The 25,735-nt window shown below is 62.8% G+C and carries 26 protein-coding genes and 1 tRNA gene; 5 read left to right on the plus strand and 22 right to left on the minus strand.

All coding sequences use genetic code 11. The features are described 5' to 3' along the window. Positions 1-160: 160 nt before the first annotated feature. From IZV00_RS07545 to IZV00_RS07575, 7 genes are all read right to left on the minus strand, one after another. A complete protein-coding gene (locus IZV00_RS07545) occupies positions 161-658 on the minus strand; it encodes an asparaginase domain-containing protein (protein WP_196224096.1) in 498 nt (165 codons plus the stop codon). A gap of 66 nt (positions 659-724) precedes the next feature. Then, a complete protein-coding gene (locus IZV00_RS07550; protein WP_196224097.1) occupies positions 725-1,537 on the minus strand; it encodes a pyrroline-5-carboxylate reductase family protein in 813 nt (270 codons plus the stop codon). Between the two features lie 9 nt (positions 1,538-1,546). Then, positions 1,547-2,053 (minus strand): YbjN domain-containing protein, encoded by a 507-nt coding sequence (locus IZV00_RS07555; protein ID WP_196224098.1) that lies wholly within the window; start codon positions 2,051-2,053, stop codon positions 1,547-1,549. A gap of 108 nt (positions 2,054-2,161) precedes the next feature. Beyond that, positions 2,162-2,461 carry an accessory factor UbiK family protein gene (locus IZV00_RS07560; protein ID WP_196224099.1) on the minus strand — a complete coding sequence of 100 codons (300 nt, stop codon included), beginning with the start codon at positions 2,459-2,461 and terminating at the stop codon, positions 2,162-2,164. 47 nt (positions 2,462-2,508) lie between these two features. Beyond that, positions 2,509-3,057 carry a TspO/MBR family protein gene (locus tag IZV00_RS07565; RefSeq protein WP_196224100.1) on the minus strand — a complete coding sequence of 183 codons (549 nt, stop codon included), beginning with the start codon at positions 3,055-3,057 and terminating at the stop codon, positions 2,509-2,511. Between the two features lie 144 nt (positions 3,058-3,201). Further along, positions 3,202-3,972, minus strand: a complete 771-nt coding sequence (locus IZV00_RS07570) for a TlyA family RNA methyltransferase (RefSeq protein ID WP_196224101.1) — start codon at positions 3,970-3,972, stop codon at positions 3,202-3,204. Next, on the minus strand, positions 3,972-5,993 hold the full coding sequence (locus IZV00_RS07575; protein WP_196224102.1) for a protein-disulfide reductase DsbD family protein: 2,022 nt from the start codon (positions 5,991-5,993) through the stop codon (positions 3,972-3,974). Before IZV00_RS07575 ends, IZV00_RS07570 begins: the two co-directional genes overlap by 1 nt. A gap of 78 nt (positions 5,994-6,071) precedes the next feature. Here IZV00_RS07575 and IZV00_RS07580 point away from each other — a divergent pair, with 78 nt between their 5' ends. Then, positions 6,072-7,718: an alkaline phosphatase family protein gene (locus IZV00_RS07580; protein ID WP_196224103.1), complete on the plus strand. Its 1,647-nt coding sequence runs from the start codon at positions 6,072-6,074 to the stop codon at positions 7,716-7,718. 2 nt (positions 7,719-7,720) lie between these two features. On the opposite strand, the gene epsC is transcribed toward IZV00_RS07580, so the two are convergent. From epsC to IZV00_RS07620, 8 genes are all read right to left on the minus strand, one after another. Further along, positions 7,721-8,731 (minus strand): serine O-acetyltransferase EpsC, encoded by a 1,011-nt coding sequence (gene epsC, locus IZV00_RS07585; RefSeq protein ID WP_196224104.1) that lies wholly within the window; start codon positions 8,729-8,731, stop codon positions 7,721-7,723. A 124-nt stretch (positions 8,732-8,855) separates the two neighbouring features. After that, on the minus strand, positions 8,856-10,163 hold the full coding sequence (locus IZV00_RS07590) for an ATP-binding protein (protein WP_196224105.1): 1,308 nt from the start codon (positions 10,161-10,163) through the stop codon (positions 8,856-8,858). An 8-nt stretch (positions 10,164-10,171) separates the two neighbouring features. Next, positions 10,172-10,882, minus strand: coding sequence for a response regulator (locus tag IZV00_RS07595; RefSeq protein WP_196224106.1), 711 nt, complete (start codon positions 10,880-10,882; stop codon positions 10,172-10,174). 195 nt (positions 10,883-11,077) lie between these two features. Continuing rightward, positions 11,078-11,950: a TorF family putative porin gene (locus IZV00_RS07600; RefSeq protein WP_443020036.1), complete on the minus strand. Its 873-nt coding sequence runs from the start codon at positions 11,948-11,950 to the stop codon at positions 11,078-11,080. A 294-nt stretch (positions 11,951-12,244) separates the two neighbouring features. Further along, positions 12,245-13,741, minus strand: a complete 1,497-nt coding sequence (locus tag IZV00_RS07605; RefSeq protein ID WP_196224107.1) for a SulP family inorganic anion transporter — start codon at positions 13,739-13,741, stop codon at positions 12,245-12,247. Between the two features lie 5 nt (positions 13,742-13,746). Next, positions 13,747-14,445, minus strand: coding sequence for a carbonic anhydrase (locus tag IZV00_RS07610; RefSeq protein WP_196224108.1), 699 nt, complete (start codon positions 14,443-14,445; stop codon positions 13,747-13,749). Positions 14,446-14,570: 125 nt separating this feature from the next. Further along, complete coding sequence (locus IZV00_RS07615) at positions 14,571-15,281, minus strand: response regulator transcription factor (RefSeq protein ID WP_196224109.1); 711 nt, start codon at positions 15,279-15,281, stop codon at positions 14,571-14,573. Next, a complete protein-coding gene (locus IZV00_RS07620) occupies positions 15,278-15,715 on the minus strand; it encodes a hypothetical protein (protein WP_196224110.1) in 438 nt (145 codons plus the stop codon). Before IZV00_RS07620 ends, IZV00_RS07615 begins: the two co-directional genes overlap by 4 nt. Positions 15,716-15,956: 241 nt before the next feature. Here IZV00_RS07620 and IZV00_RS07625 point away from each other — a divergent pair, with 241 nt between their 5' ends. Together IZV00_RS07625 and IZV00_RS07630 are read left to right on the plus strand one after the other, a co-directional pair. Beyond that, the gene (locus tag IZV00_RS07625) at positions 15,957-17,057 is read left to right on the plus strand and encodes a glycosyltransferase family 4 protein (protein ID WP_196224111.1); all 1,101 of its coding nucleotides are present in this window, start codon (positions 15,957-15,959) and stop codon (positions 17,055-17,057) included. Between the two features lie 10 nt (positions 17,058-17,067). Continuing rightward, on the plus strand, positions 17,068-19,287 hold the full coding sequence (locus tag IZV00_RS07630) for an amylo-alpha-1,6-glucosidase (RefSeq protein ID WP_196226560.1): 2,220 nt from the start codon (positions 17,068-17,070) through the stop codon (positions 19,285-19,287). Between the two features lie 115 nt (positions 19,288-19,402). Here IZV00_RS07630 and IZV00_RS07635 read toward each other — a convergent pair. The 5 genes from IZV00_RS07635 to IZV00_RS07655 all read right to left on the minus strand — a co-directional run bounded on the left by IZV00_RS07635 (position 19,403) and on the right by IZV00_RS07655 (position 21,871). After that, positions 19,403-19,479: transfer RNA gene (locus tag IZV00_RS07635), tRNA-Arg, on the minus strand. A gap of 34 nt (positions 19,480-19,513) precedes the next feature. Continuing rightward, the gene (locus IZV00_RS07640) at positions 19,514-19,987 is read right to left on the minus strand and encodes a DUF1178 family protein (protein WP_196224112.1); all 474 of its coding nucleotides are present in this window, start codon (positions 19,985-19,987) and stop codon (positions 19,514-19,516) included. After that, on the minus strand, positions 19,984-20,814 hold the full coding sequence (locus tag IZV00_RS07645; protein WP_196224113.1) for a carbon-nitrogen hydrolase family protein: 831 nt from the start codon (positions 20,812-20,814) through the stop codon (positions 19,984-19,986). The genes IZV00_RS07640 and IZV00_RS07645 overlap by 4 nt, the downstream gene beginning before the upstream one ends. Positions 20,815-20,819: 5 nt before the next feature. Continuing rightward, positions 20,820-21,077: a glutaredoxin 3 gene (grxC, locus tag IZV00_RS07650; protein WP_196224114.1), complete on the minus strand. Its 258-nt coding sequence runs from the start codon at positions 21,075-21,077 to the stop codon at positions 20,820-20,822. Positions 21,078-21,121: 44 nt separating this feature from the next. Further along, positions 21,122-21,871, minus strand: coding sequence for a ComF family protein (locus IZV00_RS07655; protein WP_196224115.1), 750 nt, complete (start codon positions 21,869-21,871; stop codon positions 21,122-21,124). 44 nt (positions 21,872-21,915) lie between these two features. Here IZV00_RS07655 and IZV00_RS07660 point away from each other — a divergent pair, with 44 nt between their 5' ends. Further along, positions 21,916-22,764, plus strand: a complete 849-nt coding sequence (locus IZV00_RS07660) for a class I SAM-dependent methyltransferase (RefSeq protein WP_196224116.1) — start codon at positions 21,916-21,918, stop codon at positions 22,762-22,764. Positions 22,765-22,917: 153 nt separating this feature from the next. Here the strand turns inward: IZV00_RS07660 and IZV00_RS07665 are convergent, their stop codons facing one another. Together IZV00_RS07665 and IZV00_RS07670 are read right to left on the minus strand one after the other, a co-directional pair. Beyond that, a complete protein-coding gene (locus IZV00_RS07665) occupies positions 22,918-23,886 on the minus strand; it encodes an acylglycerol kinase family protein (RefSeq protein WP_196224117.1) in 969 nt (322 codons plus the stop codon). A 6-nt stretch (positions 23,887-23,892) separates the two neighbouring features. After that, on the minus strand, positions 23,893-24,387 hold the full coding sequence (locus IZV00_RS07670; protein WP_196224118.1) for a DUF2141 domain-containing protein: 495 nt from the start codon (positions 24,385-24,387) through the stop codon (positions 23,893-23,895). A 136-nt stretch (positions 24,388-24,523) separates the two neighbouring features. Here IZV00_RS07670 and lptF point away from each other — a divergent pair, with 136 nt between their 5' ends. Further along, positions 24,524-25,735: an LPS export ABC transporter permease LptF gene (gene lptF, locus IZV00_RS07675; protein WP_196224119.1), complete on the plus strand. Its 1,212-nt coding sequence runs from the start codon at positions 24,524-24,526 to the stop codon at positions 25,733-25,735.

A 25,735-nucleotide genomic window follows, 5' to 3' on the forward strand; every position in this document is an offset into this window, starting at 1 on the left:
CAAAACAACGGCTTCATTACAGCGCCAGTCACGCCTGATGCGGCAAGCGTCCGCAGCAATCCTCCGCGTTAAAAACCAAAGGCTCTGCCGCCGCTGCTCGAACCACGGAACCAACACCGGACTGGCAGAAGACATCGCAAAGCGATGCGGATGCCGACGCCTATCGCGGAACGAACGCGCCTTTCGCGCGATCCTTGACGACCTGATCCGCCCGAAACACCGATCCGCTCATGCTGATGTAGATACCAGGATCGGCAATCTGGGCCGTCGCGAATGCCATGCCGAGGTTGAAGCTGGCGTCGCTCTCGCCGAAGCGCGCCGGGGCTAGAGCGCCGACCAGGACGATCGTCTTGCCCGTTACATCCTCAAGCGCCTTGGCCGTGTCCGTCATGGTATCCGTGCCATGGGTGATGACAATATGGCTTTCCGCCGCTGAGAGAACCCGCTCGCGGATCAGCGCCCGGTCGGTGTCGTCCAGCTCCAGACTATCCTTGCGCGTCACCTCTTCTATGCGAAAGGGGCGCTTCACCCCGCCTATTTGCAACAGTTTCGCGACGACGCTTTCGCCGACCTTATAATCCGACAAGGCATCGAAATAGATTTTGTCGATCGTCCCGCCCGTGGTGAGAACCAGGATCGGCATATTCACAGCCAGCATGGCAAACTCCCAACTTAGGCACGTATATTCAGTCTAAACGCGCCGCCATCGGATCGGAACCGCCGATCAGCGCGCGCGGGCGATTTCCTCGCCACGGTCGCGGGCGGCAACCAAGGTGTCGGTAAGGAGCTTCAGCAGCCGGTCGTCCGCGTCGAGGACGTTCAACCCTTCGCGCGTCATCCCGCCGGGGCTAGCCACGCGGTCGGCCAATATCGCCGGACTTTCATTTGCCTGCGCGGCGAGACTGGCGGACCCCTGGACAGTAGCAAGCGCCATCCGCGCGGCCTGATCGGCCGAAAGTCCGATCGTCTCCCCGGCACGCGCGAACGCATCGATGAAGCGGAACAAAAAAGCGGGTCCACAGCCCGACAGGGCGGTCAGCGCGTTGAACTGGCCTTCGTCGTCGATCCACTCGGCCGTACCTAATGGCGTAATGAGCGCGCCCACTTCGCTGCGGGCTGAGTGGGACACCTTGTCGTCGGCGTACAGTCCGGTGACGCCCAGCCCCAAGGCGACAGGCAGGTTAGGCATCGCCCGGATTATGTCCTGGACCAGCGGTAAACGCTGTCGCAGGTCCACAACCGGCGTCCCGGCCAATATCGAGACGATGCGCGTATCAGCCACGCAAAGTGGCGCAAGCGACGCTGCTACATCGTCAAGCTGATAGGGCTTCATGCCCAACAGCACCGTCGCGTTCGCGGGCAGCGATGCCGGATAGTCTGTCACCACCCGCACCCCGTCCACGACGGCACGGCCGCTCGGGCGCAACACGGTGACGCTCGCCGGATCAAGACCGCATGCCAACCATCGGGCGAGCATTTGCCCAGCCATATTGCCGCAGCCGACCATGAACAGGTGCGCGGGCCAAGCTTGTGTCATGAACAATCCTCAGGCTTCGCCGCGCGTCTCGATCAGGCTGGCGGAAATGGCTTCCGTGGGGCTCTTGCCGCCCCATAGGACGAACTGGAACACCGGGTAGAAGCGCTCGCATTCGTCGATCGCGGTTTCGACCAGTATCTGCGCCTGATCCAGCGTCAACACACCTCCCGCGCCCAGCAAAGCGCCGTGCCGGAACAACACGATGCCACTGGAAGACCAAAGCTCGAAATGGCCGAGCCAAAGCTGCTCGTTAATCAGGCCCAGCGTTTCGTAAATCGTTGCCCGTTTCTCTTCCGTCACGCGAATGTCGGGCAAGGCGAGCAGTTGCAGCACCTGATCTTCGTCGCGCCAGATGCCGCGCAGCTCATATTGCGCCCAGCTACCCTGCGTGCTGGCGACGATCTCATCCTCGCCGACCTGATCGAAACTCCACCCATTCGCTTCGAAATAGGCGGCCAGCATATCGATCGGCGCGGCCTCCTGGCCACCATTTTCAAATTCGTCGCTGTCCATCATTGGCTGGCCATAGAGCATTTCCCGGCGGCAAGGAAACCACCGACTGAGGGAAACGCATCAAAATAGCCGATCGTTGCAGAAAACCAACGGACAGGCGGCAAAGGCTGCTTATTCCGCGTCGTCTGCCTTGGACTTTGGCGAGCGGACAGTCTTTGTCACCGGCTCACCCGACCGGCCTTCCAGCGCGTCGATCCGGGCCTTGAGCAATTCGACTTCTTCACGGGCCGCCGCCGCCAGCGCCTTCAGGGCATCGAATTCGTCGCGGCTGACGAAATCCATGCCGCCGATCCACTGCTTGGCCTTTTCCCGGGCGTTGGTTTCAAACTCCCGGCTCATGCCAGCGACTGTTCCCGCAGCGCCGTTCACCAGCTTGGCAAGATCGTCGAAAAAGCGGTTTTCGCTCTGCATGGTCTGAATGTCCTAGTTTGCTGGCGCGAATGTGCGCCACGATGATGTCATATCTGGGTCTTGAGCGCGGGCGCGACAAGGGTCTCAGCATCCGGGTTAAGGCGCCCGATCTCATAATTCAGCGCCGATGCAAAGCCCAGCCATGCCAGATAAGGCAGCAGCAGCAGTCCAGCGACCCGCCTGATGCGCCAGAACAGCCATGCCGTCACAGCCACGGCGACGAAAAGGACGATGATCAGCGCAAGCGCATTATCGACCTGATGCGCCCGGAAGAAAAGCGGCGACCAGACCAGGTTGAGCGCCAGCTGGATCAGGAACAGGATGATGGCCACCCCCCTGCCCCGCGCGCCCCGCGCATGAATGACGATGGCAAGAGCAAGACCCATCAGGATGTAAAGGATCGTCCACGCAACGCCAAAAGCCCAGCCGGGCGGCATGAAGTCCGGCTTCACCAGCGCGTCGAACCAGCGGTTGCCATAGCCGCTATTGGCCAGCTTGCCCGACAGGAAGCCCAAGAACAGGATCGCCGGAACGGTGACCAGCGCCCAGCGCAAATAGGCCAAACGCAACTGACCGGGGGACGCGATTTCATTCATCGTCGGCGCAGCTCCACTAATCCTCACTCGGCGGTTTCGGGCGAATCCTTCCGGGCCTTGTCAAGCCGCCAGTGAACGGTTTGCGGTGAAACACTTCATCCCGCAACCGCGAATAGAGGCTGAAGACCGGCATCTGTCACAAAATCAAACGCCTGTCGGACTATGAGCAAGCCGCGCCTTGCCCTCCAGCCGCGCGCCGATCAGAAACTCGACATTCCCCTGGGGGCCGGTGATGGGGCTTGGCGTCACGCCCAGCAGCGTCCATCCCTTCGCCGTCAGCCACTGACTGACTTCCTCGCAGACGCGAGCATGAATGGCGGGATCGCGCACGACGCCGCCCTTTCCGACCTCTTCCCGACCAGCCTCGAACTGCGGCTTGATAAGGGCGATGAGATGCGCGCCCGGCCGGGCAAAGCTTAGCGGCCGGTCCAGCACCTTCGCCAGCGATATGAAGCTCGCGTCGCACACGATGATATCGACCGGCTCCGGCACATGTTCGGCGGTCAATATGCGCGCGCTTGTTTGCTCGTGCACGACCACGCGCGGGTCGGATCGCAGCTTCCAGGCAAGCTGGTTCGTCCCGCTGTCCACCGCATAAACCCGCGCCGCGCCGTTGGTCAGCAGCACATCGGTAAATCCGCCGGTCGAGCTTCCAACGTCGATCGCGACCATGCCAGTCACATCCAGCGCGAAATGATCAATGCCGTGGGCCAGCTTTATGCCGCCACGCGACACCCAGGGATGATCGCGGCCCTTCACCTCCAGCGCGGCATCCTCCGTAACCTGCTGACCCGCCTTCTCGATCTTCCTGTCGCCCAGGAAGACAAGGCCCGCGAGGATGAGCGCCTGCGCGCGCGCCCTGCTCTCGGCCAAACCGCGATCGACGAGCAACTGATCCGCGCGCAGCTTCGCCATCAGCGCACCAGCGCCGTCAGCGTGGACACCGTCAGCAACTGCGGCAGCACCTCGGCGGACTTCCCCGGAGCATACCACAGGTAGAGCGGCACGCCCGATCGCCCCTGCGCTTCGAGAAAGCGTGTGATCGCCGGGTCCGCACTCGTCCAGTCACCGACCATCACCGTCACGCCAGCCTTGGCAAAGGCCTCTTGCGTTTCGGCCCGGTCGATCGCCGCAGCCTCATTGGCCTTGCAGGTCAGGCACCAGTCGGCGGTGAAATAAAGGAATACCGGCTTTCCGGCGGCACGCAGCCCGGCAAGCCGCCCCTCGTCAAAGGCCACAACTCCATCCTGAACCTGCGCAGCACCAGCCATACGCGCAGGCAGCATCACCATCCCGGCGCCGAGCAGCAGCGCAGCACTCAGCATGACGATCAGCCCGCCCCGCTTGCCACGATGCTGACGCTCCCCCAGCCACCACAGCAGCAGCGCCAGCAGTAACGCCGCACCCAGACCAATCGTCATCCCCGGCACGCCGCGCTGCTGCCCGAGCAGCCAGCCCAGCCCTAGCGCCGTCAGGAACATCGGGATCGACAATATTCGCTGGAAAGTCTCCATCCACGCCCCCGGCCGTGGCAAACGCTCCCGAAGCGCCGGTATATAGGCGAGCAACAGGAAAGGCAGCGCAAGACCCAGGCCCAGCCCCGCAAAAACCGCGAGCGCAGCCGCAACCGGCAGTACCAGCGCCGCCCCCATCGCCACCCCCATGAACGGCCCGGTGCAAGGCGTGGCTACGAAAGCAACCAAAGCGCCGGTCCAGAATGATCCCGCAACGCCCCCCTTCCCCGCAAGCTTCTCCCCACCACCAAAGGCGCTCAGTTCAAACAAGCCCGCAAGGTTGAAGGCGACCGCCGTCACCAGCAGCAGCAGCAGCAAGATGACGTGCGGGTCCTGCAACTGAAACGCCCAGCCCACGGCCACGCCCGCTGCCCGGATCGCCAGCAACAGCCCGCCCAGCGCCAGACAGGTGAGGATCACGCCCGCGCCATAGGCAAGCGACTCCCGCCGCACCGTTGCCTCATCACCCCCAGCGCGCGCCAGCTTGAGCGCCTTCAGCCCCAGGATCGGAAACACGCACGGCATGATGTTGAGCAACAACCCGCCCAATATCGCCCCGCCAAGCGCGATCAACGCCGTGCGCAGCAGGTCTGAATTTACCCCCGCAACCACGCCCGGGCGAGCCTTCACCAGAAAGCCAACATGATCCCCGGTGCGCAGCACCGCCTGCACCGCATCTCCCTTGAACCCCTGCCCGGCCTCGGTTTCGATCAGCAGCCGGTCCCCCTGACGATGGACCGACTGAGGCGCGGCATAGCGAACGACGCCCTCATCCAGCGGAAAAAGATGCACGTCAGACGCCGCAGCTTCCCCCGGAAAAGGGATCGACATCCGCAGCTTGCCATCGGCAAGGGCGTAACGCGCCTCACTCCCGAGCGGCCGGGGCAGATGCGCCCGCCAACCATCGAACCGGGCCTGCATCGCGGGCGCCACCGCGCCGTCGCCCGCGACCAGGTCGAGCGCGATATCAGCGCTCTCAGGCACGCAAATCTTGTCCGTGCAGGCAAGCCATTCCGCTTTCCCACGGATCGGCAGACGCGTGCCCTTCGCCACCTCAGGCGCAATATTCACAGGCGCGAGGATCGCGTAAGGCCCCTCATAAACATGGTTCATCAGGCCAGAGATGAGCAACGTCTCGGGCACCGGATAGCGCAAAGCCCCAATGCTCACGCCCTTGGGCAGTACCCATTTCACGGTCATGCCCAGCCCCGCATCACCCGGATTCTGCCAATAGCCATGCCAGCCAGCCTCTGGCGTCATCGCGAAGGCGATGCTGCTGGTCCGGCCCGGAGCAGGCGCGTCGCTTTCGGCGACCAACTGCGCGGCGATATGCGGCGCACCCGATCCGAATGCGCCCTGGGCGCTGGCAACAGGCGCGATAAACAGCGCCAGCGTCATCAGGAGGACATGGAAAATCCGCATCGGGCCTCTGTTCGCGTGGATCACAGCGGGCTAGGTCGGCAGGGTTGCGCCGTCAAGGCACAGAAGGGATCGGAAAAGATGTTCAGAAAGACGCTTCATACCCTGCTGTTGCTGGTGCCCCTGCCCGCGCTGGCCCAGCCCGCAGCCACTACCGCTGCCCCTGATGCCCCGCCACGGCTGATCGTTGCCATCTCGGTCGATCAATTTTCGGCCGATCTGTTCAGCGAATATCGCCCCTATTATAGCGGCGGCCTCAAGCGCCTCAGCGAAGGCGCCGTGTTCCCGCGCGGATATCAAAGCCACGCCGCAACCGAAACCTGCCCCGGCCACAGCACCATCCTGACCGGCAGCCGCCCGTCACGCACCGGTATCATCGCCAATAGCTGGATCGACCAGAACGCTGCCCGGCCCGATAAGACGATCTACTGTGCAGAGGATGAGAAACAGCCGAATAGCAGCAGTTCCAAATATGTCCCCTCCCATGTCCATCTGCGCGTGCCCACACTCGGCGAACGCATGAAGGCAATCAATCCCGCCGTTCGCAATGTCGCCATCGCCGGAAAGGATCGCGCGGCCATCATGATGGGCGGCGCAAAGACGGATCAAGTCTGGTGGCTCAGCCCAAAGGGCTATGTCAGCTATCCCGGCACGCCGACGCCCCCGCTGGTCGCACGGGTGAACGAGGTTTTCGCACAACGGCTCGCCCAGCCCAATCCCGGTTTTGACCTGCCCCCGCAATGCACCGCAAAGGATTTTCCCGTAAGTGCTGGCTCGCGGGTTGTCGGCACCGGCCACTTCGCAAGGCCCCCCGGTCAATTCGGCGCATTCCGTGCGTCGCCTGAGCAGGATGCCATGACCCTGGCGTTCGCTGCTGCCGCCATCGAAAGCATGGACCTTGGCAAACAGGCTCAAACCGACCTCATTTCCATCGGCCTTTCGGCGACCGACGTTATCGGCCACGCCGATGGAACAGAAGGCACCGAAAGCTGCATTCAGATCGATCGGCTGGATCGCGAACTCGGCGCCTTCTTCGACCGGCTCGACAAGCAGGGCATCGATTATGTCGTGATGCTCACCGCAGATCATGGCGGCCACGATCTGCCGGAGCGCCATCAACAAAATGCGATGCCGATGGAACAGCGCGTCGATCCGGCGCTCATGCCCAGCGCGCTTTCAAAAGCCGTGGCCGCCCGCACCGGCATAGGTGGCAAGGGGCTGATCCAAGGCGACGGCCCGTCAGGCGACCTTTATTTCGACCGCAATCTTACCCGCCCCCAGCGGGCCAAGGTGGAAGCCACCACACTCGCCCTGTTACGCGCCCACCCACAGGTGGAAACCGTCTTTACCAAGGCGCAGATCGCCGCCGCGCCGTCTCCTTCAGGTCCGCCGGAAAGTTGGAGCCTGCTTCAGTTAGTCCGCGCCAGCTTCGATCCCGAACGCTCGGGCGACCTAGTCCTGCTGCTGAAACCACGCGTGACGCCTATCGCTGATCCTTCACATGGCATTGTGGCTACCCATGGTTCACCGTGGGATACAGGCCGTCGCGTCCCGATCCTCTTCTGGCGCAAGGGCATACGGCATTTCGAACAGCCGCTCGGTGTCGAAACGGTGGACATCATGCCGACGCTGGCCGCCCTCATCCATCTGCCCGTGCCCCATGATGAGATAGACGGCAGGTGCCTCGACCTGCTCGCGGGCGCGCCCGACAGCTGCGCGGCAAACTGAGGTTAGATATTCTCCGCGAATCCGTCCCGTTCCGCATCCATCAGGGAGTGAACGCGGTGCGGCGCGGACACTTCGACCCGGCTGGTCACCTCATATTGCGCCTTCGCCTGACGCACATTGCTGTTCGCCGGTACACTGTCGGTCAGCCAGACATTGCCGCCGATCACTGACCGGCTGCCGATGATGATGCGGCCCAAAATGGTGGCGCCCGCGTAAATCACCACATCATCCTCGATGATCGGGTGCCGGGGGATCGCCTTGGCCAAGGCGCCCCTCTCATCGGCAGGAAAGCTGCGCGCGCCCAGCGTCACGCCCTGATACAGCCGCACCCTGTCACCCACTATGGCCGTCTCGCCGATGACAACACCCGTGCCATGATCGACGAAGAAACTGCGCCCGATGACCGCCCCCGGATGAATGTCGATACCCGTGCGCGAATGGGCAATCTCGGAGATGATGCGGGCAACCAGCGGCGCGCCCAGATCATAGAGCCGATGGGCAAGCCGATGATGGATGATCGCCAGCATCGATGGATAGCAGATAAGCACCTCATCGACGCTGCGCGCGGCGGGATCGCCCAGGAACGCTGCTTCCACATCGGAATCGAGCAACTCCCGCAAGCCCGGCAGGCTTTGGGCGAAATTGCCGATAATCCGGGCGGCTTCACCATCAATGTCGGCAGGCGGCCTGCCATGCATGATGTAGAGAAGCTCAAGGCGGATTTGGCCGTAGAGTCGGCTGAGCGCCGTCTGCAATGTCTGCGCGACAAAGGCGTCTTCATTATGAACGCGAATGAAGCTCGGGCCAAGGCGCAACGGAAAAAGCGCGCCACATAGCGACGTCATGATCTTGGCAAGATTGGCCCGTGACGGGAAACCCTCCGCGCCATATTCGGCATGATGCTGCTGCGCCGCGCGCCAGCCCGTGCGAACCTTCCCAAGATCGCTCACCAGCCGATCCAGGTCCCAATAGCCTTCCAGAAGCTGATCTTCGCTTTCGCCGTCTGCGGTCATGTGCGCCTCTTGTTCAACGGACGCTGGCATAGACCGCCACCAGTCGATCCGGTAAACGAGTTTTGCTTGTCCCCACAATGCTTCTTTTTAACCGGAAGCGTCAGCCCGTTTCAACGGATCGGGCTCACGCCGCCAGATGCAGGCGGATTTCCACGCTCAGCCCGCCTTCGGGCCGGTTTTTCAGAACCAGGCTCCCGCCTTCTTGTTCGACCGCCTTCGCCACGATCGCGAGGCCCAGACCCAAACCCCGCGTATTGCGCCTGCGCGCCTCATCCAGTCTGGCAAAGGGCTTCAACACCTCCTCCAGCTTGTCCTCGGGGATGCCCGGACCATCATCCTCCACCCGGATCACCACATCGCCGTCGCGGCGCTCGACGCTGACATAGGCGCGCTGGCCATAATGAAGCGCATTCTCGACCAGATTGATGACCGCCCGGCGCAGCAGAAGCGGCCGCACATCCATTTCCAGATGATCCGGCCCCTCATAGCTGACTTCGGCGCCCTGATCCTGAAAGCTATCGACCACCGTCGCCGCCGTAACAGCCACGTCCGCCCGCACAGGCGGCTCACCAGTCTTCTCCCCGCCAAGGAAGGCGAGCAGCGAGTCGATCATCGCACCCATTTCCTCAAGGTCACCGGCCATCGCATCGCGCGCTTCCGCATCGCGTATTCCCTCCAGCCGAAGCTGCAAGCGCGCCAGAGGCGTACGCAGATCATGTCCAACCGCAGCCAATGTTTCAGTACGCTCAGTGATCAGGCGGTGGATTCGCGTCTGCATCGCATTGAACGCGCGGATCAGGTCCCGCACATCGCTGGTCCCGCTTTCCGCGACGACGACCTCGTCGCTGAGGCCAATATGCTCGGTCGCCCTGGTCAGGTCCTTGAGCGGCGCCAGCGTCCGCCGGATCAGCATGCCGCCGGCCAACATCAACGCCACCAGCGGGATAAGCGCCAACCCCATCCGTCCGATGGTAAAGGTCCACTGCCCCCCACTATGGCGCATGCCGAAATAGAGCCAGCTGCGATCAGGCAACTGCAAGCCGCCATTGATCTGCGACACCCGCCCCCCGGGCGATGCGAGCCGCAGCCACAGTCTCGACTGTTCCAGGCTTGGTTCCCAGGCGATGATCTGGCGCCGCATCCGCTGCAATTCCGGCGCCAACGTCGGCGGCGGTGGGGATGCGGGCGTCCAGTGAATGTCATAGCGATCGGTGGTAAGCTGGATCGCCATCGCATGCCGGTCGTTCGGCGGCTGCTCCGTCACCAGCTTGCGCGCGATCACCAGATGCTCGGCCAGCCGCCGCGCCTCGTCATCCTGTAAGGAAAGATGGCCCGCCCGCTCGTAGATCAGCGTGCCGACCGCAAATTCCAGCGTGAGCGCCAGCAGCAGTATCGCCAGCAACCGTCCGACCAGACCCAGCGACCGGCTCATATGCAAGCTCAAGCCCGGCTGACTTCCGCGTTAAACATGTAACCCACGCCGCGCACCGTTGTGATCGGCGCCGCCGCGCCTTGCGTCGACAGCTTGCGCCGCAACCGGCTGACGAGCACATCGATGCTGCGGTCGGAGCTGTCACCCATGCGCGTGCGCGACAATTCGATCAGCCGCTCCCGCGCAATGACCCGCTGCGGATGGCTGAGGAAAGAACCGAGCAGGTCGAACTCCGCCCCCGTCAGGTCCACGATCGCGCCAGTGGGCGAACGCAGTTCCCGGCGCGGGAAGTTGACCACCCAGCCGTCGAACCGCGCCTCATTCTCGCGATGTTCGTCAGGCCCCCGCTCCACGCCCACGCGGCGCAGAATAGCCCGTATCCGCGCGATCAGTTCGCGTGTGCCAAACGGCTTGGGCAGATAATCGTCCGCGCCCAGCTCCAGGCCCACGATCCGATCCGTCTCGCTGCCCTTCGCGCTGATGAAGATGATCGGCACGTCGCTCTTGCGGCGGATCTGGCGGCACAAGTCTATGCCGTTGGTGCCCGGTAGCATGACGTCCAACACGACCAGATCGACCGGCCCGGCGTCGAAGGCGACCCACATCTCAGGCCCCGAAGAGGCAGGCCGCACCTGATAGCCATGTTCCTGAAGAGCGCGCGCGGTCAGCGTGCGCAGCGGCGGATCGTCCTCGACAAGTATGATCGTGGGGGCGGTCATGCCGGAAATGTTGCGCAACTAAAACGGCTCATAGCGCCTGAAGTAGGGGCGACCACCGACAGGGTCAACCGGACGTTACCGCAGAAACCCTTGGCAACAGGTCCAGCAACAATTTGTCATGACAGAGACAATTTCGCTCCCATGACGAGCAAGAATGCCATGCCGGGCCTCGTGAAAGGCCCGGCATGATTTCCATCAGAACGCGGCCGAAACCGAGAAGACCACCTGGCTGCGAGCGATCGACTTGCCGAAATTGTCACCGTCCTGAACCATGAAGTTCGGGCGGATGTAATTTTCTTCCGAACGTTTGATGTCGGTATCGACATAGGCGACGCCCAGCGTCAGCGGCGTGCCGGGGATCGCGACGTCCGCGCCGACCAGCCAGTCGAGATACTTGCCCGTGGGCGCGATCGAGGTGCCGTTGGGGCCAAGGCCGGGGTTGCCGTCCGAATAGCCCAGATGCGCCTTCAGCGTAACCGGCGTGCCCGGCACTGCGCCGCTCACGTCACCCCAGATGTACAGATTGTCTTCCTTGTCGCCCGGATTATCAGGGATGCCGGTCGCGTTGCTGGCAGCGGTGCTGTACCAGTTGCCCAGCGCCTGCTGCTTGGGCGCGTAGGCGACGCCGAGCAGACCCTTGACCGGGCCAAGCTGGCTCGAAAGCTTCACATAAGGCTCAGCGAAGTCGGTCTTGTCCGCGCCCGACGGGTACATGTACCAGGTCAGGCCGACGTCCAGCGTCGCGCCGCCCAGCGGGATGGCGTAGCCTGCGAACAGGTCCAGTTCCATGTTGGCGCCGCCGAACTGACCCCATCCGGAAAGGTTCGAAGCCCAGGTGCCGACATAGGCGCCGCTTTCGTGAGTGGCAGTGATGCCGCCCTGAATGGCCATGCCCTTGTCGCTCTGCGACACGCCACGGAAACGATAGTCGGAAACCAGCGCGACGCTGCCCGAAACGGTGACAGGACCTTCGGCTTCTTCCTGAGCGAAGGCCGGAGCGCTCGACAACAGGGCAAGAGCCGCACATGTCATCTGCAACTTGGCCATCTGCAATTTAGCGATTTTCATGAACATTCCCCTTTTTCGGTAAGAATGTTCCATCCTGCGTCCGCTCTGGCCCAAAGGTCTGAATGCCCCGGATCCCGGCGGATTGACAGCAGGCTAAGGCGCGCGCGGATGAAGGGGAATGGACTTTTACCGCAAGTGCGAAGGTGACATTCAGGCCGTGCCATCAAAGGCACGGTTATTTGCTGATGGCGTTCCAAATATGTCTATTTGATTTCCTAATCGCATCCGAACATGAAAAAGCCGCCGCACTCTGGAAGTGGTGCGGCGGCTAACGACGCCTGATGGGGGTGAGGTTCAGGCGGCGAGGTTACGCAGGCGTCCGGTTGCGCCCGCCAGTTCGACGCTGGCTCCGGTGCCACGGCGGCGATCCATCCATTCCCGCACCATCTCGGCGCAGGTATGGTCGATATGGAGCAGCCGCTCGACGTTCAGGATGACTGGACGTTCGGCGGGAACCGACTCCAGCTTTGCCGACAATTTGGGCAGCGTCAGGAATGTGGCTGTGCCATGCAGTGTCAATTCATGCGCGTCATCCCGCTGGTCTTCGTCCAGGCCCAGGCGCAGACGGCGCGCATGGGGCAGAAGTTCAAGGAGCGACAGGCCAATACCCACCAGCACGCCCGTTAGCAGGTCCGTCGTGACCACCATGATCAGCGTAACCGCCCACACCACGGCGGGCAGCGGGCCATAACGGTGAAGCAGGTGCTTCACATGGTCCAGGCTGACCAATCGAACGCCGGTCACGACAAGGATGCCTGCCAGCGCCGCCATCGGAATCTCACGCAGCAACCAGGGCAGCAGCGCGACGAAGCCGAGTATCCAGATGCCGTGCAGGACAGCGGACATGCGGGTCTTGGCGCCCGCCTGGACGTTGGCGGAACTGCGGACGATAACGCCGGTCATCGGCAGTGCGCCCGCAACGCCGCACAGCAGATTGCCTACGCCCTGCGCACTCAATTCGCGATTATAGTTGGTTCGTACGCCATCATGCATCCGGTCCACCGCAGCGGCCGACAGCAATGTTTCAGCGCTGGCAATGAAGGCGATCGCGATCGCCGTGGTGATGATCGTCGGGTTCATGAGCTGCTGCAACATACTCTCGCCCGGCAATGTCACCGCTGCGACGATCGATTCCGGCACTACGACGCGCGCCACCGGCAGGCTGAATAGAAATGCCACCAGCGTGGCCAGAACCACGCCGACAAGGGCACCCGGCAGCAGCTTCATCGACGCGGGACGGATCTTTTCCCAACCCAGCATGCCGCCGATGGTGACAAGACCCACGGCAAAGGCGGTCGCTGCGTCCTGATTGCTCAACCCGAAAAGCTGGCCCGGCATCGCGACCAGATTCGCAAGCCCGCTGGAAAGCGGCTTGTCGTCGAACAGGACGTGGAACTGACCTACGACGATCAGCACGCCGATGCCCGCGAGCATGCCGTGAACGACGGCGGGCGAAATGGCGCGAAACCAGCCCCCGACCCTCATCAATCCGGCAATGACCTGGATCGCACCGGCAAGGATCAGGATCGGTCCCAATGCGGACAGGCCCTGCTCGCGCACGATTTCAAAGACGATGACGGCAAGGCCCGCCGCCGGGCCGCTGACCTGCAAGGGAGAACCGGCCAGCAGGCCGACGACGATGCCGCCGATGATACCTGTGATCAGCCCCTTCTCCGGCGGCACGCCGGACGCGACCGCGATGCCCATGCAGAGGGGCATCGCGACCAGAAACACGACGATGGAAGCGGTGAAGTCGCGGCTGAATGTGCCGCCGGAAAGAGCCTTCAGCATGAGGCTTACTCCGCAGCCATGGCGATGCTGGTTTCACCAGCAAGGCGCCGCGCCTGCGCCTGTGCGACAGGAAGCGGATCGCCTTCGCGCATGGGCACGAACCGACCGGTTTCCCCATCGAGTCCCAGAACCTGCCCCGCATGAATATCGACATACCAGCCGTGGAGCGCGATTTCCCCACGCGCCACGCCCGCCGCCACCGACGGATGGGTGCGCAGGTGGTTCAACTGCACCACGACATTTTCCAGCGCCATGTTGCGCAGCTTTTCCGCGTCGCTCAGGTCGGACGGGTAATTTTCACGGCACACCTTCTGCGCGGCATGCGAGTGACGCAGCCATGCGGCAACATTGGGCATCGACGTCAGGTCGGCATCCGTTGCCAGCGCCTTCATCGCGCCGCAATCGCTGTGCCCGCACACAATGATGTCGCGCACGCCCAGAACCATGACGGCATATTCCACCGTCGCGGTGACGCCGCCCAGCTGGCTGGCATGCGGGGGCACGATGTTGCCCGCGTTGCGGCATACGAACAGATCGCCTGGATCAGCCTGCATGATATGTTCCGGCACGATGCGGGAATCCGCGCAGGAAATCATCAGCGCCTTGGGGCTCTGCCCGTGATTCGCAAGCTGGTTGTAAAGCGTGCTCTTGTCCGGAAAGACCTTGCTTTCGAAACTGAAGACGCGACCGATAAGCTCGTTCATGGCTTCTATCCTTCTTTTTGGTTGCCGATCAGGGGGCGGATCGGCGCTATTTGAAGGATAGGTACGTGCCTTTGCTGCGTCGCAGCGGCTTTGTTAAATAATGTGTCTGATTGGATTTTCTGTCGTCACTGCCTCTCGACAGCAGCGCTCAGCATATATCCCGCCCCCCGAACGGTGACGATCGGCGCGGCTCTGCCACCAACGCTCAGCTTCCGCCGGACCCGGCTAACCAGCACGTCAATGCTGCGATCGGATGATGGCGCGTCGCGAACCCCGGCCAATTCCATGAGCCTGGCGCGCGGAATGACCGTCTGCGGATTTTCCAGCATGACCTGGAGCAGTGCGAATTCGGCGGCGGTAAGGTCGATCGGCTGGTCGCCCTCGTCCTTCACTTCACGCCGTGCGAAATCGACCTGCCACCCGTCGAACCGGGCCAGCGTGCTGGCGCGCAGGCCGATCAGCCGCTCCTTTTTGCTGCGGCGCAGTACCGCGCGTAGCCGCGCCGCCAGTTCACGGGTCGAATAAGGCTTGGACATATAATCGTCGGCGCCCAGTTCCAACCCCACCACCCGGTCGACCTCGCTGCCGCCAGCACCGACCAGGATGATCGGCACGTCGCTCCGTTCCCGCACGTCACGGCACAGGTCCATGCCATCGGGACCGCGCAGCGCCGCATCCAGCACCAGCACGCCCACAGGCGCGGTCTTGATCGCGTTCCAGATGTCGGATGCCGACGCCGCGGGCAGCGCGCGAAAGCCGCTCTGCTCCAGATATTCGCGCACCTGCTGGCGCTGTTCGGGCTTTTCCTCGGCAATCAGGATTAGTGGTGAACTCATCCGCCCTTCACTGACAGGCTGCGAAGGCCATCGAGCTCACCCTGGATAACCGCGCTGTCACCTTGCGCCGCCGCCAGCGCCTCGCCAGCGCGGGCCTGTGCGTAGCGCCCGATTTCCGCGTCAATCTGTCCGCGCGCGTTTGCACAGTTCCCGGCATAGCTACCCGATAGCGGGGCGAAGCGATGGATGGCCTTCCCCATTGCGGCAATCGCATTGCCCTCTGCCGTCACCGACCGGTTCACGCCCAGTTCGGCCTGCCAGCGACAAACGGGCGTAGCCGGACGATTGGCGAAACGCGGTTCGACCTGCCGGACATGAACCGTCGACACCGTTTCGTAGCTCGCACGATAGGCTGTGGACGCATGATTGACGTCCGCACTGTGGACCGGAGCGACGACGGCCATGACGGCAGCGGAAGCGAAAATGGAAAGCATGCGAAGAAACCCCTTGGCGCAGGAAGTGCTTTCCAAGGCATAGGCGGGGCAAATGTCTCCGAAATTTTCCGAATGTGACAAATTGTTGCTGGGCGCGCGGAAACGCTTCGGCGCGGCAAGGCATTTTTACGCGCCAAAATCCTTCATGCTTTGAACAGCGCATGCAACCCGTCCGGCGCTCAGGCTTTTAACCCTCGTCAACGACCCCGGCGCCCCGTCGGCCAATGATGAGGATTGCTGAATGAAAATCGCTCAAATCGCTCCCTTGGCCGAAAGCGTGCCGCCAAAGCTGTACGGCGGGACCGAGCGCATCGTTTCTTACCTCACCGAAGCGTTGGTCGACCAAGGGCATGACGTGACATTGTTCGCCAGCGGCGATTCCGTCACGCGCGCGGAACTGGTGCCCGTCACCGACATGGCGCTTCGCCTCAATCCCCATGTTCGCGACGCCATTCCCTACCACATGATGCTGCTGGAAGCGGTGCGCCAGCGCGCCGATGAGTTCGATGCCCTGCATTTCCATATCGACCTTGTTCACATGCCGCTGGTGCAGGACATTGTCGGCCGATGCGTCACGACGTTGCACGGCCGTCTGGACCTGCCGGACCTGCGCCCTTTCTATCAAACCTTCCCTGATCACAGCCTGGTTTCCATTTCCGACCACCAACGGCTGCCTATGCCGCCCGTGAACTGGGCGGGCACCGTCTATCACGGCCTTCCCGCCGACCTGCTGCCGCCGAAAATCGATAGCGATGACGGCTATCTCGCCTTCCTTGGACGGATATCACCGGAAAAGCGGCCCGACCGCGCCATCCGCATAGCCGCCCGTTCCGGAAAGCCGCTCAAGATCGCCGCCAAGATCGACAATGTGGATAAAGCATATTGGGAGGCGGAGATCGCGCCGCTCATAAACCTTCATCCCAACATTCATTTCGTCGGAGAAATCAACGAAGCGCAGAAGGCCGACTTTCTCGGCGGTGCCAGTGCCCTTCTGTTCCCGATCGACTGGCCGGAACCATTTGGCCTGGTGATGATCGAGGCAATGGCATGCGCCACGCCCGTTATCGCCTTCCGCTGCGGATCGGTCCCCGAAATTATCGACCATGGCGTGTCGGGCTTCATAGTCGATACGGAGGATCAGGCCGTCGAAGCCGTTTCCCGGCTGGGCGAACTCGACCGTCGCGGGGTACGCGCCGCCTTTGACGCACGTTTCACGGCAGACCGGATGGCGGCCGACTATGTCTCGCTTTATCACGGCCTGCCCGGCGCGCGCACCGATGCCGCACGGCTTCGTCGCGAGCGCGGCGATGAAGCAGAGCTTCACCTTCAGGTCGTCGGATAAGGAGAATTGCATGACGGCGAGCCAGTTGCAGCCAGAAGCCTTTGCCACGGAACCGGCAAAGTCCCTGTCCCAGCAGCAGACCCAGTTCTTCATCCCGGCCACTGCTTCGCTCCACGAACGACGTCCGCGAACGTTGAAGCATGGGGACAGCTTCGCGGTCTTCGACCATAGCGGCGATGCGATTGCCGGACCGGGGAGTCCCGAAGGGCTTTACCACCGCGACACCCGGCACCTGTCGCACCTCTATATGACGATCAATGAACTCCGGCCCATATTGCTGAGTTCCGCGCTTCGTGACGACAACGCCATGCTGACCTGCGACCTCACAAATCCCGATTTTTCGGGCGGCGATGGCAGGGTTGCGGTGGAACATGACCTTATCCACCTGCGCCGCACAAGGTTCCTGTGGGACTCCGCCGTCCACGAACGGATCACGATCCGCAATTTCGATACCGAAGCCCGAACGGTGAAGGTGGAGATGAGCTTCGCTGCCGATTTTGCCGATCTGTTCGAAATTCGCGGCATGACGCGCTTGCGCAAGGGGGTGATGAAGCCCCCTGTCGTGGGAAGCGCCGACGTTCTCCTCGTCTATGAAGGCCGCGACGCCAAGACGCGCGAAACCCACCTCTGTTTTGATCCGGCGCCTCAAGAACTCACCGAAAGCCATGCCATGTTCGAGGTCATGGTTCCGCCCGGCGAACGGCGCACCTTGTACATGCGCATTGCATGCGAGCGGGTGGAATTGACGCAGGAACCCTCCTCCCGCCAGTTCCTCAAGGCCCTTCGCGAATCCATGAAGTCGCTGAAACAGGCAAGGGCACGCGGCGCGACCGTCCGTTCATCAAATGCTCTGTTCGATGAGGTTACGCGCAGGTCCGTGGCCGATATCACCATGTTGTCCACGGACACTGAATTTGGTCCCTATCCCTATGCGGGCATTCCCTGGTTCAGCACCGTGTTCGGCCGCGACGCCATCATCACCGCGCTGGAAACGCTTTGGTATGATCCAGCGCTCAGTCGCGGTGTGCTCGGCTATCTGGCGAAGCATCAGGCTACCGCGTTCGACCCGGCAGCCGACGCAGAGCCGGGGAAGATCCTGCACGAAGTCCGCCATGGCGAAATGGCGGAATTGGGCGAAGTGCCGTTCCGCCATTACTATGGCAGCATCGATTCAACGCCGCTGTTCATCATGCTGGCTGGGGCCTATCTGGAAAGAACAGGCGACCAGGCCTTCATCACCAGCCTGCTGCCCCATCTGGATGCAGCCCTCGAATGGATTGATCAGCATGGCGACCGTGATGGGGACGGCTTCGTGGAATATGGGCGGCTCACCGATCAGGGCCTGACCAATCAGGGCTGGAAGGACAGCCATGACTCCATCTTTCACGAAGATGGTTCCATCGCGCGCGGTCCCATCGCGCTGGCGGAGGTTCAGGCCTATGTCTACGGCGCCTGGAGAGCCGCCGAAGCCATCCACAGGGCGATCGGCGATGCTCAGCGCGGGGCGGATTACGGATTACGCGCCGACCATTTGCGCGACCATTTCGATGCGGCCTTCTTTGACCCGCAACTTGGCACCTATGTGCTGGCGCTGGATGGAGAAAAAAAGCCTTGCCGCGTTCGCTCCTCCAATGCCGGGCATGTGCTGTTTACCGGCCTCGCGCGGGAAGAGCGCGTGGAATCGGTAGTGCGCACGCTGATGGCGCCAGCTTCCTTTTCCGGATGGGGCATTCGCACCATCGCATCGACGGAAGCGCGCTACAATCCGATGAGCTATCATAACGGCTCAATCTGGCCGCATGACAATGCCCTCATCGCAGCGGGCTTCTCCCGCTACGGCTACAAGCGTGAAGCAGCGCAGATATTCGAAGGGCTCTTCGCGGCCGCCACCTATGTGGATCTCATGCGCCTACCGGAACTCTTTTGCGGATTTCCCCGCCGACGTGCGCAAGGGCCGACCTTCTATCCCGTCGCCTGCAGTCCGCAGGCATGGTCAGCCGCCGCTCCTTTGTCACTAATCCAGTCAAGTCTTGGGATCGGCTTCGATGTGGCAGGCCCTGAAATCTCCCTGCGCGAACCAGCCCTGCCGCGATTCCTGGACGAACTACGACTTTATGGCCTGCGCATTGGCAAAGCATCGATCGACATCGCCTTTGACCGGATGGGTGACAAGGTCGTGGTAAAGCCGCTCGACCGGACAGGCTCGGCGCGGGTGGTGACGATCGCTTGAGGCTTTTGCCTGGCTGCTACGTGTGACCCAAGGCCTTGAAAAAGGTGATGCAGCTGAGCGGAGCAAATTCGAACCCGCGCGATGGGTTGGTGGGCGACATCGCGCAAACAAAAGGTGGTGCACCCGACGGGATTCGAACCCATGGCCCTCAGATTAGGAATCTGATGCTCTATCCTGCTGAGCTACGGGTGCCCGGTGACGGCTCTATGCTGCGTCGCAGGCGCGGTCAATTCTTCGCTTCGGGCGGCACGACCGGAAACAGCAACGGAGCAACCTCCACGCCTTCCGATATCAGGGCGCGGGCTTCATCAGGCGCCACTTCGCCGTGGATGCTGGCCCGTTCCTTCTCACCATAATGCATGGCGCGGGCATGTTCGGCAAAACCCCTGCCGACCCAGGTCGAATCTTCCAGAACCTTTGACTGGGCCTGCGCCAGCGCCTGCATCATTTCATGCATTCGAACTTCGTCGCCTGCCATGGCCACTGGCGCGGTCGAGGTGGCAGCCGGCGCTTCCGCCCTGCGGCTGTTCCCTTTGGCGGCGACAGCGGGCGCCATCAACGCCTTCGACACCTCCGCGTCGCCGCACATGGGGCAGGCCAGCAGACCGCGCGCCAATTGATCCTCATAGTCCGCGCTCGATCCGAACCAGGCTTCGAACACATGGCCGTGGGCGCCGCATTTGAGGTCGAAAACAATCACGAAATGGTCACGTCCGCTGGAAGGTTACGCCGGTTGGCAATCGCTGGCACACGCCCGCGCACCTCCTCTACGCGCGACAGGTCAATCTCGGCAAGGGCTAGTCCCGGCTCGTCTCCCATGTCGAGCAAAGCCTCGCCCCATGGATCGATCACCAGACTATGGCCATAGGTTTCCCGCCCATCCGCATGGCGGCCGGTCTGCGCAGCCGCTACCACGAAGCACCCAGCTTCGATCGCACGGGCGCGCAGCAGGACATGCCAGTGCGCCTGCCCGGTAGGCACAGTAAAGGCGGCAGGCATCAGCAACATCGTGGCGCCCGCATTGGTAAGAGCGCGATAAAGGTCGGGAAAGCGCATGTCGTAACACACCGACAATCCGATCCTTGCCCAGGGCGTATCGACCGCCACCACCTCTTCTCCAGGCCGATATACCGACGATTCCCGCCAGCTTTCCCCGGTCGCGAGATCGACATCGAACAGATGGATTTTGTCGTAGCGCGCCCGAATGCCGCCCTTGTCATCGATCATGAAGCTGCGGTTGACCCAACGGCCATCGCCACCTTCTTCCTTGAGCGGCAAAGAACCAAGATGCACCCACAGGCCATGCCGAGCCGCCGCTTCGCGAACCGCATCCAGCACCGGATCGTCCGCCTCGCTGCGCAGGGTATCCGCAGCCCGCGCCCGGTTCCGATCCAGATAACCCGCCATTTCCGGGGTGAGCAGCATATCCGCGCCCTGTTCGGCCGCGCGTCTCGCCATCTCGACGATGGCGGCCGCGTTCGCGGTGGGGTCGATCCCGCTCGTCATCTGGAAGATCGCGGCCCGCATGGCGCTTACAGCCCTAGCAACGGGTTCAGCTTGCCCTGACGATCCAGCGCCGCCATGTCGTCGCTGCCGCCAATATGCCTGCCGTCGATAAATATCTGCGGCACCGTGGTCCCGCCATTGGCGCGATCCAGCATCTCACTGCGCTTCGGCCCGCCCATGGTGATGTCATATTCGTCAAAGGCCACGCCTTTTCCCTCCAGCAGCGCCTTTGCCCGCGCGCAATATCCGCACCATGCCTTCGTGTAGATTTCGACCTTCGCCATTCGATACTCCTTGCGCGCTGAAATTGTGGCTGAACGGGCCTTTGTCAATCAGTGCCTTCCGCGCCTTCCGGCAAAGCCCGCGCCCAGCACAACAGATGAACGCTGGACGCCCCGCCGCGTTTCAGCACCCGCGCGCAGGCCGCCGCAGTCGCACCGCTGGTATGGACATCGTCGATCAGCAGCACCGCCCTGCCTTTGACGCCATGATCTTTCGCCAAACCAAAGGCGCCCGCGACAGCCTTGGTCCGCTGCCGCGCATGCATGCTCCGCAGCGGCTGCGTCGCACGCACTCGGAGCAGCGCATGCTTGTCCACGGCCAGCCCCGAAGCTCTACCAAGATGATCCGCGATCAGCGCCGCCTGATTGAACCCACGCCACCACAGCCGCCAGCGATGCAAAGGCACCGGCACGATCAACGGCGGCGCATCAAACGCAGGCAAGCGCCGCGCCATATGCCGCGCGATCAGCCGCGCCAAGCCGATACGCCGCCCATATTTCAGCCGCAACGCCACCGTCCGCGCGACATCGCCATAGGCCAGCACCGCCCGCGCGCTGTCGAATGGCGGCGGCTCGGCAAGGCAGGCACCGCATGCCGCGTCCCCGCCGCGATCATGTTCGAACGGCACGCCGCACCGCGCGCAGCAAGGCTCGCCCAGAAAGCGCATCCCGCTCCAGCATGTGAGGCAAAAGGCATCGTCGGCATCAACGATGACGCCACATCCGGGACAACGCGGCGGCAGCGCATAGTCGAGCGCCGGGCGAACAGCGCCCTTGAGAAGTGAGGCGAGATGCATGATCGCCCTTGTTCCCGCTCCGGCACCGATGCACAAGGCCCGCCATGACCCAGCCCGACATCTTCAACCGCACATTGCGCGCCAGGCGGCGGGACCGGATGATGCCGCGCTTTGCCGATCACGACTTTCTATACCGCGCGATGCTGGACGAACTGCTCGACCGCCTCGCCGATGTGCAGCGGGACTTGCCGGAAGTTCTCGTCATCGGCTGCCCGGACGGCAGCGCCCGCGCCGCGCTCGAGGCGATGGGGAAGACGGTAATATGCACCGACCCCGGCTTCGCAGCCGCGAGCGCGCAAGGCGGCGTGCAGGCGGAAGAGGATGCACTCCCCTTCGCCGACGACAGTTTCGACCTCATCATCGCGTGCGGCACACTGGACAGCGTGAACGACCTGCCCGGCGCGCTCATCCTCATGCGGCGCATTCTGCGGCCCGATGGCCTGCTGCTCGCGGCCTTCACCGGCGCGGGGACCCTGCCCCGCCTGCGCGCGGCACTGATGGCCGGGGAAGGCGACCGTCCCGCCCAGCATATCCATCCGCAAGTCGATGTGCGCGCGGCGGGCGACCTGCTGAGCCGCGCGGGCTTTGCCATGCCAGTGGCGGACAGCGAGACGCTGACCGTGCGCTATGGCGACATATTGCGTTTGATGCATGACCTGCGCGGCATGGGCGCGGGCAATGTTCTGGCGTCCCATCCACCAGCGCTACGCCGCGACGCCCTGATCGAAGCAAGCCAGCATTTCGCCGCCGCCGCCGATCCCGACGGCCGCACTGCCGAAGAAATGGTAATCCTGTATCTAAGCGGCTGGAAACCAGACCCCAGCCAGGCCAAGCCAGCCCGGCGAGGCAGCGCGACCGTGTCGCTGGCAGAAGCGCTCAAGCGGAAGGGATAACCTCTCGCCAACCTCTTTTAGGCCCCTCAATTCCGTTCGGGCTGAGCCTGTCGAAGCCCTCTACTTCCTTGAAGAGAAGTGAAGCCCTTCGACAAGCTCAGGGCGAACGGGGGACAAGGATCTAACACCCAGCCAACCCCAGGATCTTGTCCCTCAAGCAGCCAACCGCAGGAAAGGCACCGGCTCCGTCGATCGCAGCACAATCGGCTTGCCTTCCGAAGCCTCGAACAGCTCACCATCCAGGATCACGCTGCTACGGTCGCCCTCGATCCGGATGATATCGCCCTGTTCCAGATGCACGCCCTGCACCTGTGACTTGCCGACCCGCCGGGTGATGCTCGCCCAGGCCAGCCGCAAAAGCGCGGCCAGGCTCTGGTCCACCGCCATCAGCTTCATGTTCCCGCGACGGCTGTCCCCCGCCTGCACGCCCAGCAGCAGCCGGTCGAGTGTCGTGACGATCAGCACGGCAAAGCGCCCCGCCAGCTGCCCTTCCCGGATCAGCGAGATGCGCACGGGATGGCTGGATTGCGGCAGGAACCGCGCGCGAATCCCGAAGACCAGCGACAGCAGCACCGCTATCACCGTCAGGAAGTGGCTAAGCCCATTGGACAGGCCAAGCGGATAAATCTGGTTACGGCAGTAAAGCATGTAATCGGCAAGCCCCGCGCCGCCCAGGAACATGCCCAGCACCGGCCGCGATTCCGCCCCGCCGTCGGACAGGGCGATCAGCTCACGCGCCACGACATGATCGTCCACGCCCGCCTTGGCGATCTGGACGATGCGCTCCAGCGCCTTGATCGGATCGCCATGAATGCCAAGGTCGAGCGCGATCAAATTGGTCTTGCCATTGGGCAGCACCGCGATCGGCGGCACGCGGCCCTTGAAATGCTCGCCCTGATACAGTTCCGTCAGCGCCGCCTGCACCGTCCCGTCGCCACCATTGATGACGATGACCACCGGATCGACGCGCGCGATGGTCTGCAACGCGCGGCCGATCTGATCGACATGCTCCACCTCATAATGGAAGATGTCGGGATTGCTGGCGCAGTAACTGCGCACGCGCGGAAGCGTCTGCCGGTTGCCCGTCGACTTGGGATTGGACAGAAGCGCGACCCGGACCATCAGAACTCACATATATTGAAGTTTAATGGTGATCCGCGTCACACCCGGACCCACCTTCACCGCGGCCTTTTCGACCGACGGCTTGCCCAGGTTAAAGATGCTGATCGACGGATTGTTGGAAAAACCACCGCCATCGCGCGAAATGCTCGTCTTGCCATTACCGTCCCGGTCGTGCCGGACTGCAATCGCATATCTGCCCGGTTCGGGCACCGGCATGCAGAATCGCATCCCGTCGCTGCCGGGACGAACCGCCGTGTCGATCCGATTCAACCACGCGCCCTTCGCCAGCCAGGCACTTTTGGTCGCGGGATAGGATTGCACGCGGACCTTGCCCGTCGCGGCGGCAAAACCCCGAACGTCGATCAGCAGCGCCGGACCCTTCGCGGACGGACCACAACGATCCAGCTCGTTCCCGATTTCCTGCCCGTGAGCCAAGGCCGGAATAGAGGCAAACACCGCCCCAGCCGACAAAAGGCCCATCGCAACTTTGAACATGACCATCCAACTCCGTGAAGCTATAGCCGCCCGATGAAACCGGACGGCGAGCCCCTGTTCGCCCCCGCGAACTTCATTTCCGTGACTCTGCTATGGGCGGGGTTTGCGGCCAAATCATGGTGATGGGACGACCACATAGAGAATGCTGACCGCCACCGACCGATATCTCGCCCGTCTGATTGCGCTGCCGATGCTCGGCACGCTGGTCATTTCCGCGATGCTGCTGGTGCTCGACAAGATGCTCAGCCTGTTCGACTTCGTCGCGGCGGAGGGCGGCCCCGTCAGCGTCGTGTGGCGCATGCTCGCCAACATGATGCCGGAATATCTGTCACTTGGCATCCCGATCGGCCTGATGCTCGGCATATTGCTGGCGTTCCGAAAACTGGCCCTGTCGTCGGAACTGGACGTCATGCGCGGCGTCGGCCTGTCCTACGGCCGCCTGCTGCGTGTCCCCTATATGTACGCGATCGCGCTCGCGCTCCTCAATTTCGGTATCGTCGGCTTCGTTCAGCCACTCTCCCGGCATGCCTATGAAGCGCTGCGCTTCGAGCTACGCTCGGGCGCGCTTGGCGCGTCGATCAAGGTGGGCGAGTTCACCAGCCTCGGCAAGCGCATGACCCTGCGCATCGAACGCAGCCTGGATGAAGGCCGCAACCTTCAGGGCATCTTCGTGCGCGCCATTGGAAAGGATGGCCAGACCGTCGCCGTCACCGCCGCGCAGGGCAGCTTCCTTGCGACCGACGATCCCGACACGATCATCTTCCGTTTGCGCGATGGGGTGCTGGTCAACGACGCGCCCAAATATAAGTCGCCGCGCATCCTTTCCTTCTCCAGCCACGACCTGCCGATCGACCTGCCGCAGATAGAGCGTTTCCGTGGCCGCAGCGTGGACCGGGAAAAGACCATTCCCGAACTCGCCGTCATGGGTAATGATCCAGCAACGCCCGAAAAGCTGCGCTACGAAATCCGCTCCAACTTCCATTTCCGCTTGGTGGAGGTGGCGATGATGATGCTGCTGCCGCTCGCCGCGCTTGCCTTCGCGATCCCGCCCAAGCGATCGACGTCGGCGCTGGGCGTCTTCCTCTCGATCGTCTTCATCGTGACCTATCACAAGATCAACGAATATGGCCAAGGCGTCGGCGCATTGGGGAAGGTTGATCCGATCATAGCGCTCTGGACGCCATTCCTGCTGACTGCCGGACTGATCCTGTGGATGTATCATGTCGTTGCGCACCGGCCCGGCGGCCAGCCGATCGGTGCCCTCGAATATGCCTTTGCAAAGCTCGGCAAGCAGATCGCGAAACTGCTTCGCTTCGGGCGAAAGCGGGTGGCCACCGCGCAGGGAGCAGCCTGA

The organism is Sphingobium sp. Cam5-1 (assembly GCF_015693305.1).
Lineage (GTDB): Bacteria > Pseudomonadota > Alphaproteobacteria > Sphingomonadales > Sphingomonadaceae > Sphingobium.

Coding starts and splice junctions, on each gene's coding strand:
- IZV00_RS07615 (WP_196224109.1), bottom strand. CDS start 15,281: ATGAGTTCACCACTAATCCTGATTGCCGAGGAAAAGCCCGAACAGCGC.
- IZV00_RS07550 (WP_196224097.1), bottom strand. CDS start 1,537: ATGACACAAGCTTGGCCCGCGCACCTGTTCATGGTCGGCTGCGGCAAT.
- IZV00_RS07595 (WP_196224106.1), bottom strand. CDS start 10,882: ATGACCGCCCCCACGATCATACTTGTCGAGGACGATCCGCCGCTGCGC.
- IZV00_RS07620 (WP_196224110.1), bottom strand. CDS start 15,715: ATGCTTTCCATTTTCGCTTCCGCTGCCGTCATGGCCGTCGTCGCTCCG.
- IZV00_RS07565 (WP_196224100.1), bottom strand. CDS start 3,057: ATGAATGAAATCGCGTCCCCCGGTCAGTTGCGTTTGGCCTATTTGCGC.
- IZV00_RS07660 (WP_196224116.1), top strand. CDS start 21,916: ATGACCCAGCCCGACATCTTCAACCGCACATTGCGCGCCAGGCGGCGG.
- IZV00_RS07665 (WP_196224117.1), bottom strand. CDS start 23,886: ATGGTCCGGGTCGCGCTTCTGTCCAATCCCAAGTCGACGGGCAACCGG.
- IZV00_RS07645 (WP_196224113.1), bottom strand. CDS start 20,814: ATGCGGGCCGCGATCTTCCAGATGACGAGCGGGATCGACCCCACCGCG.
- IZV00_RS07570 (WP_196224101.1), bottom strand. CDS start 3,972: ATGGCGAAGCTGCGCGCGGATCAGTTGCTCGTCGATCGCGGTTTGGCC.
- IZV00_RS07630 (WP_196226560.1), top strand. CDS start 17,068: ATGACGGCGAGCCAGTTGCAGCCAGAAGCCTTTGCCACGGAACCGGCA.
- IZV00_RS07600 (WP_443020036.1), bottom strand. CDS start 11,950: ATGAAAATCGCTAAATTGCAGATGGCCAAGTTGCAGATGACATGTGCG.
- IZV00_RS07670 (WP_196224118.1), bottom strand. CDS start 24,387: ATGGTCATGTTCAAAGTTGCGATGGGCCTTTTGTCGGCTGGGGCGGTG.
- IZV00_RS07580 (WP_196224103.1), top strand. CDS start 6,072: ATGTTCAGAAAGACGCTTCATACCCTGCTGTTGCTGGTGCCCCTGCCC.
- IZV00_RS07605 (WP_196224107.1), bottom strand. CDS start 13,741: ATGCTGAAGGCTCTTTCCGGCGGCACATTCAGCCGCGACTTCACCGCT.
- IZV00_RS07655 (WP_196224115.1), bottom strand. CDS start 21,871: ATGCATCTCGCCTCACTTCTCAAGGGCGCTGTTCGCCCGGCGCTCGAC.
- IZV00_RS07590 (WP_196224105.1), bottom strand. CDS start 10,163: ATGAGCCGGTCGCTGGGTCTGGTCGGACGGTTGCTGGCGATACTGCTG.
- epsC (WP_196224104.1), bottom strand. CDS start 8,731: ATGACCGCAGACGGCGAAAGCGAAGATCAGCTTCTGGAAGGCTATTGG.
- IZV00_RS07560 (WP_196224099.1), bottom strand. CDS start 2,461: ATGCAGAGCGAAAACCGCTTTTTCGACGATCTTGCCAAGCTGGTGAAC.
- IZV00_RS07625 (WP_196224111.1), top strand. CDS start 15,957: ATGAAAATCGCTCAAATCGCTCCCTTGGCCGAAAGCGTGCCGCCAAAG.
- IZV00_RS07555 (WP_196224098.1), bottom strand. CDS start 2,053: ATGATGGACAGCGACGAATTTGAAAATGGTGGCCAGGAGGCCGCGCCG.
- IZV00_RS07575 (WP_196224102.1), bottom strand. CDS start 5,993: ATGCGGATTTTCCATGTCCTCCTGATGACGCTGGCGCTGTTTATCGCG.
- lptF (WP_196224119.1), top strand. CDS start 24,524: ATGCTGACCGCCACCGACCGATATCTCGCCCGTCTGATTGCGCTGCCG.
- grxC (WP_196224114.1), bottom strand. CDS start 21,077: ATGGCGAAGGTCGAAATCTACACGAAGGCATGGTGCGGATATTGCGCG.
- IZV00_RS07545 (WP_196224096.1), bottom strand. CDS start 658: ATGCTGGCTGTGAATATGCCGATCCTGGTTCTCACCACGGGCGGGACG.
- IZV00_RS07610 (WP_196224108.1), bottom strand. CDS start 14,445: ATGAACGAGCTTATCGGTCGCGTCTTCAGTTTCGAAAGCAAGGTCTTT.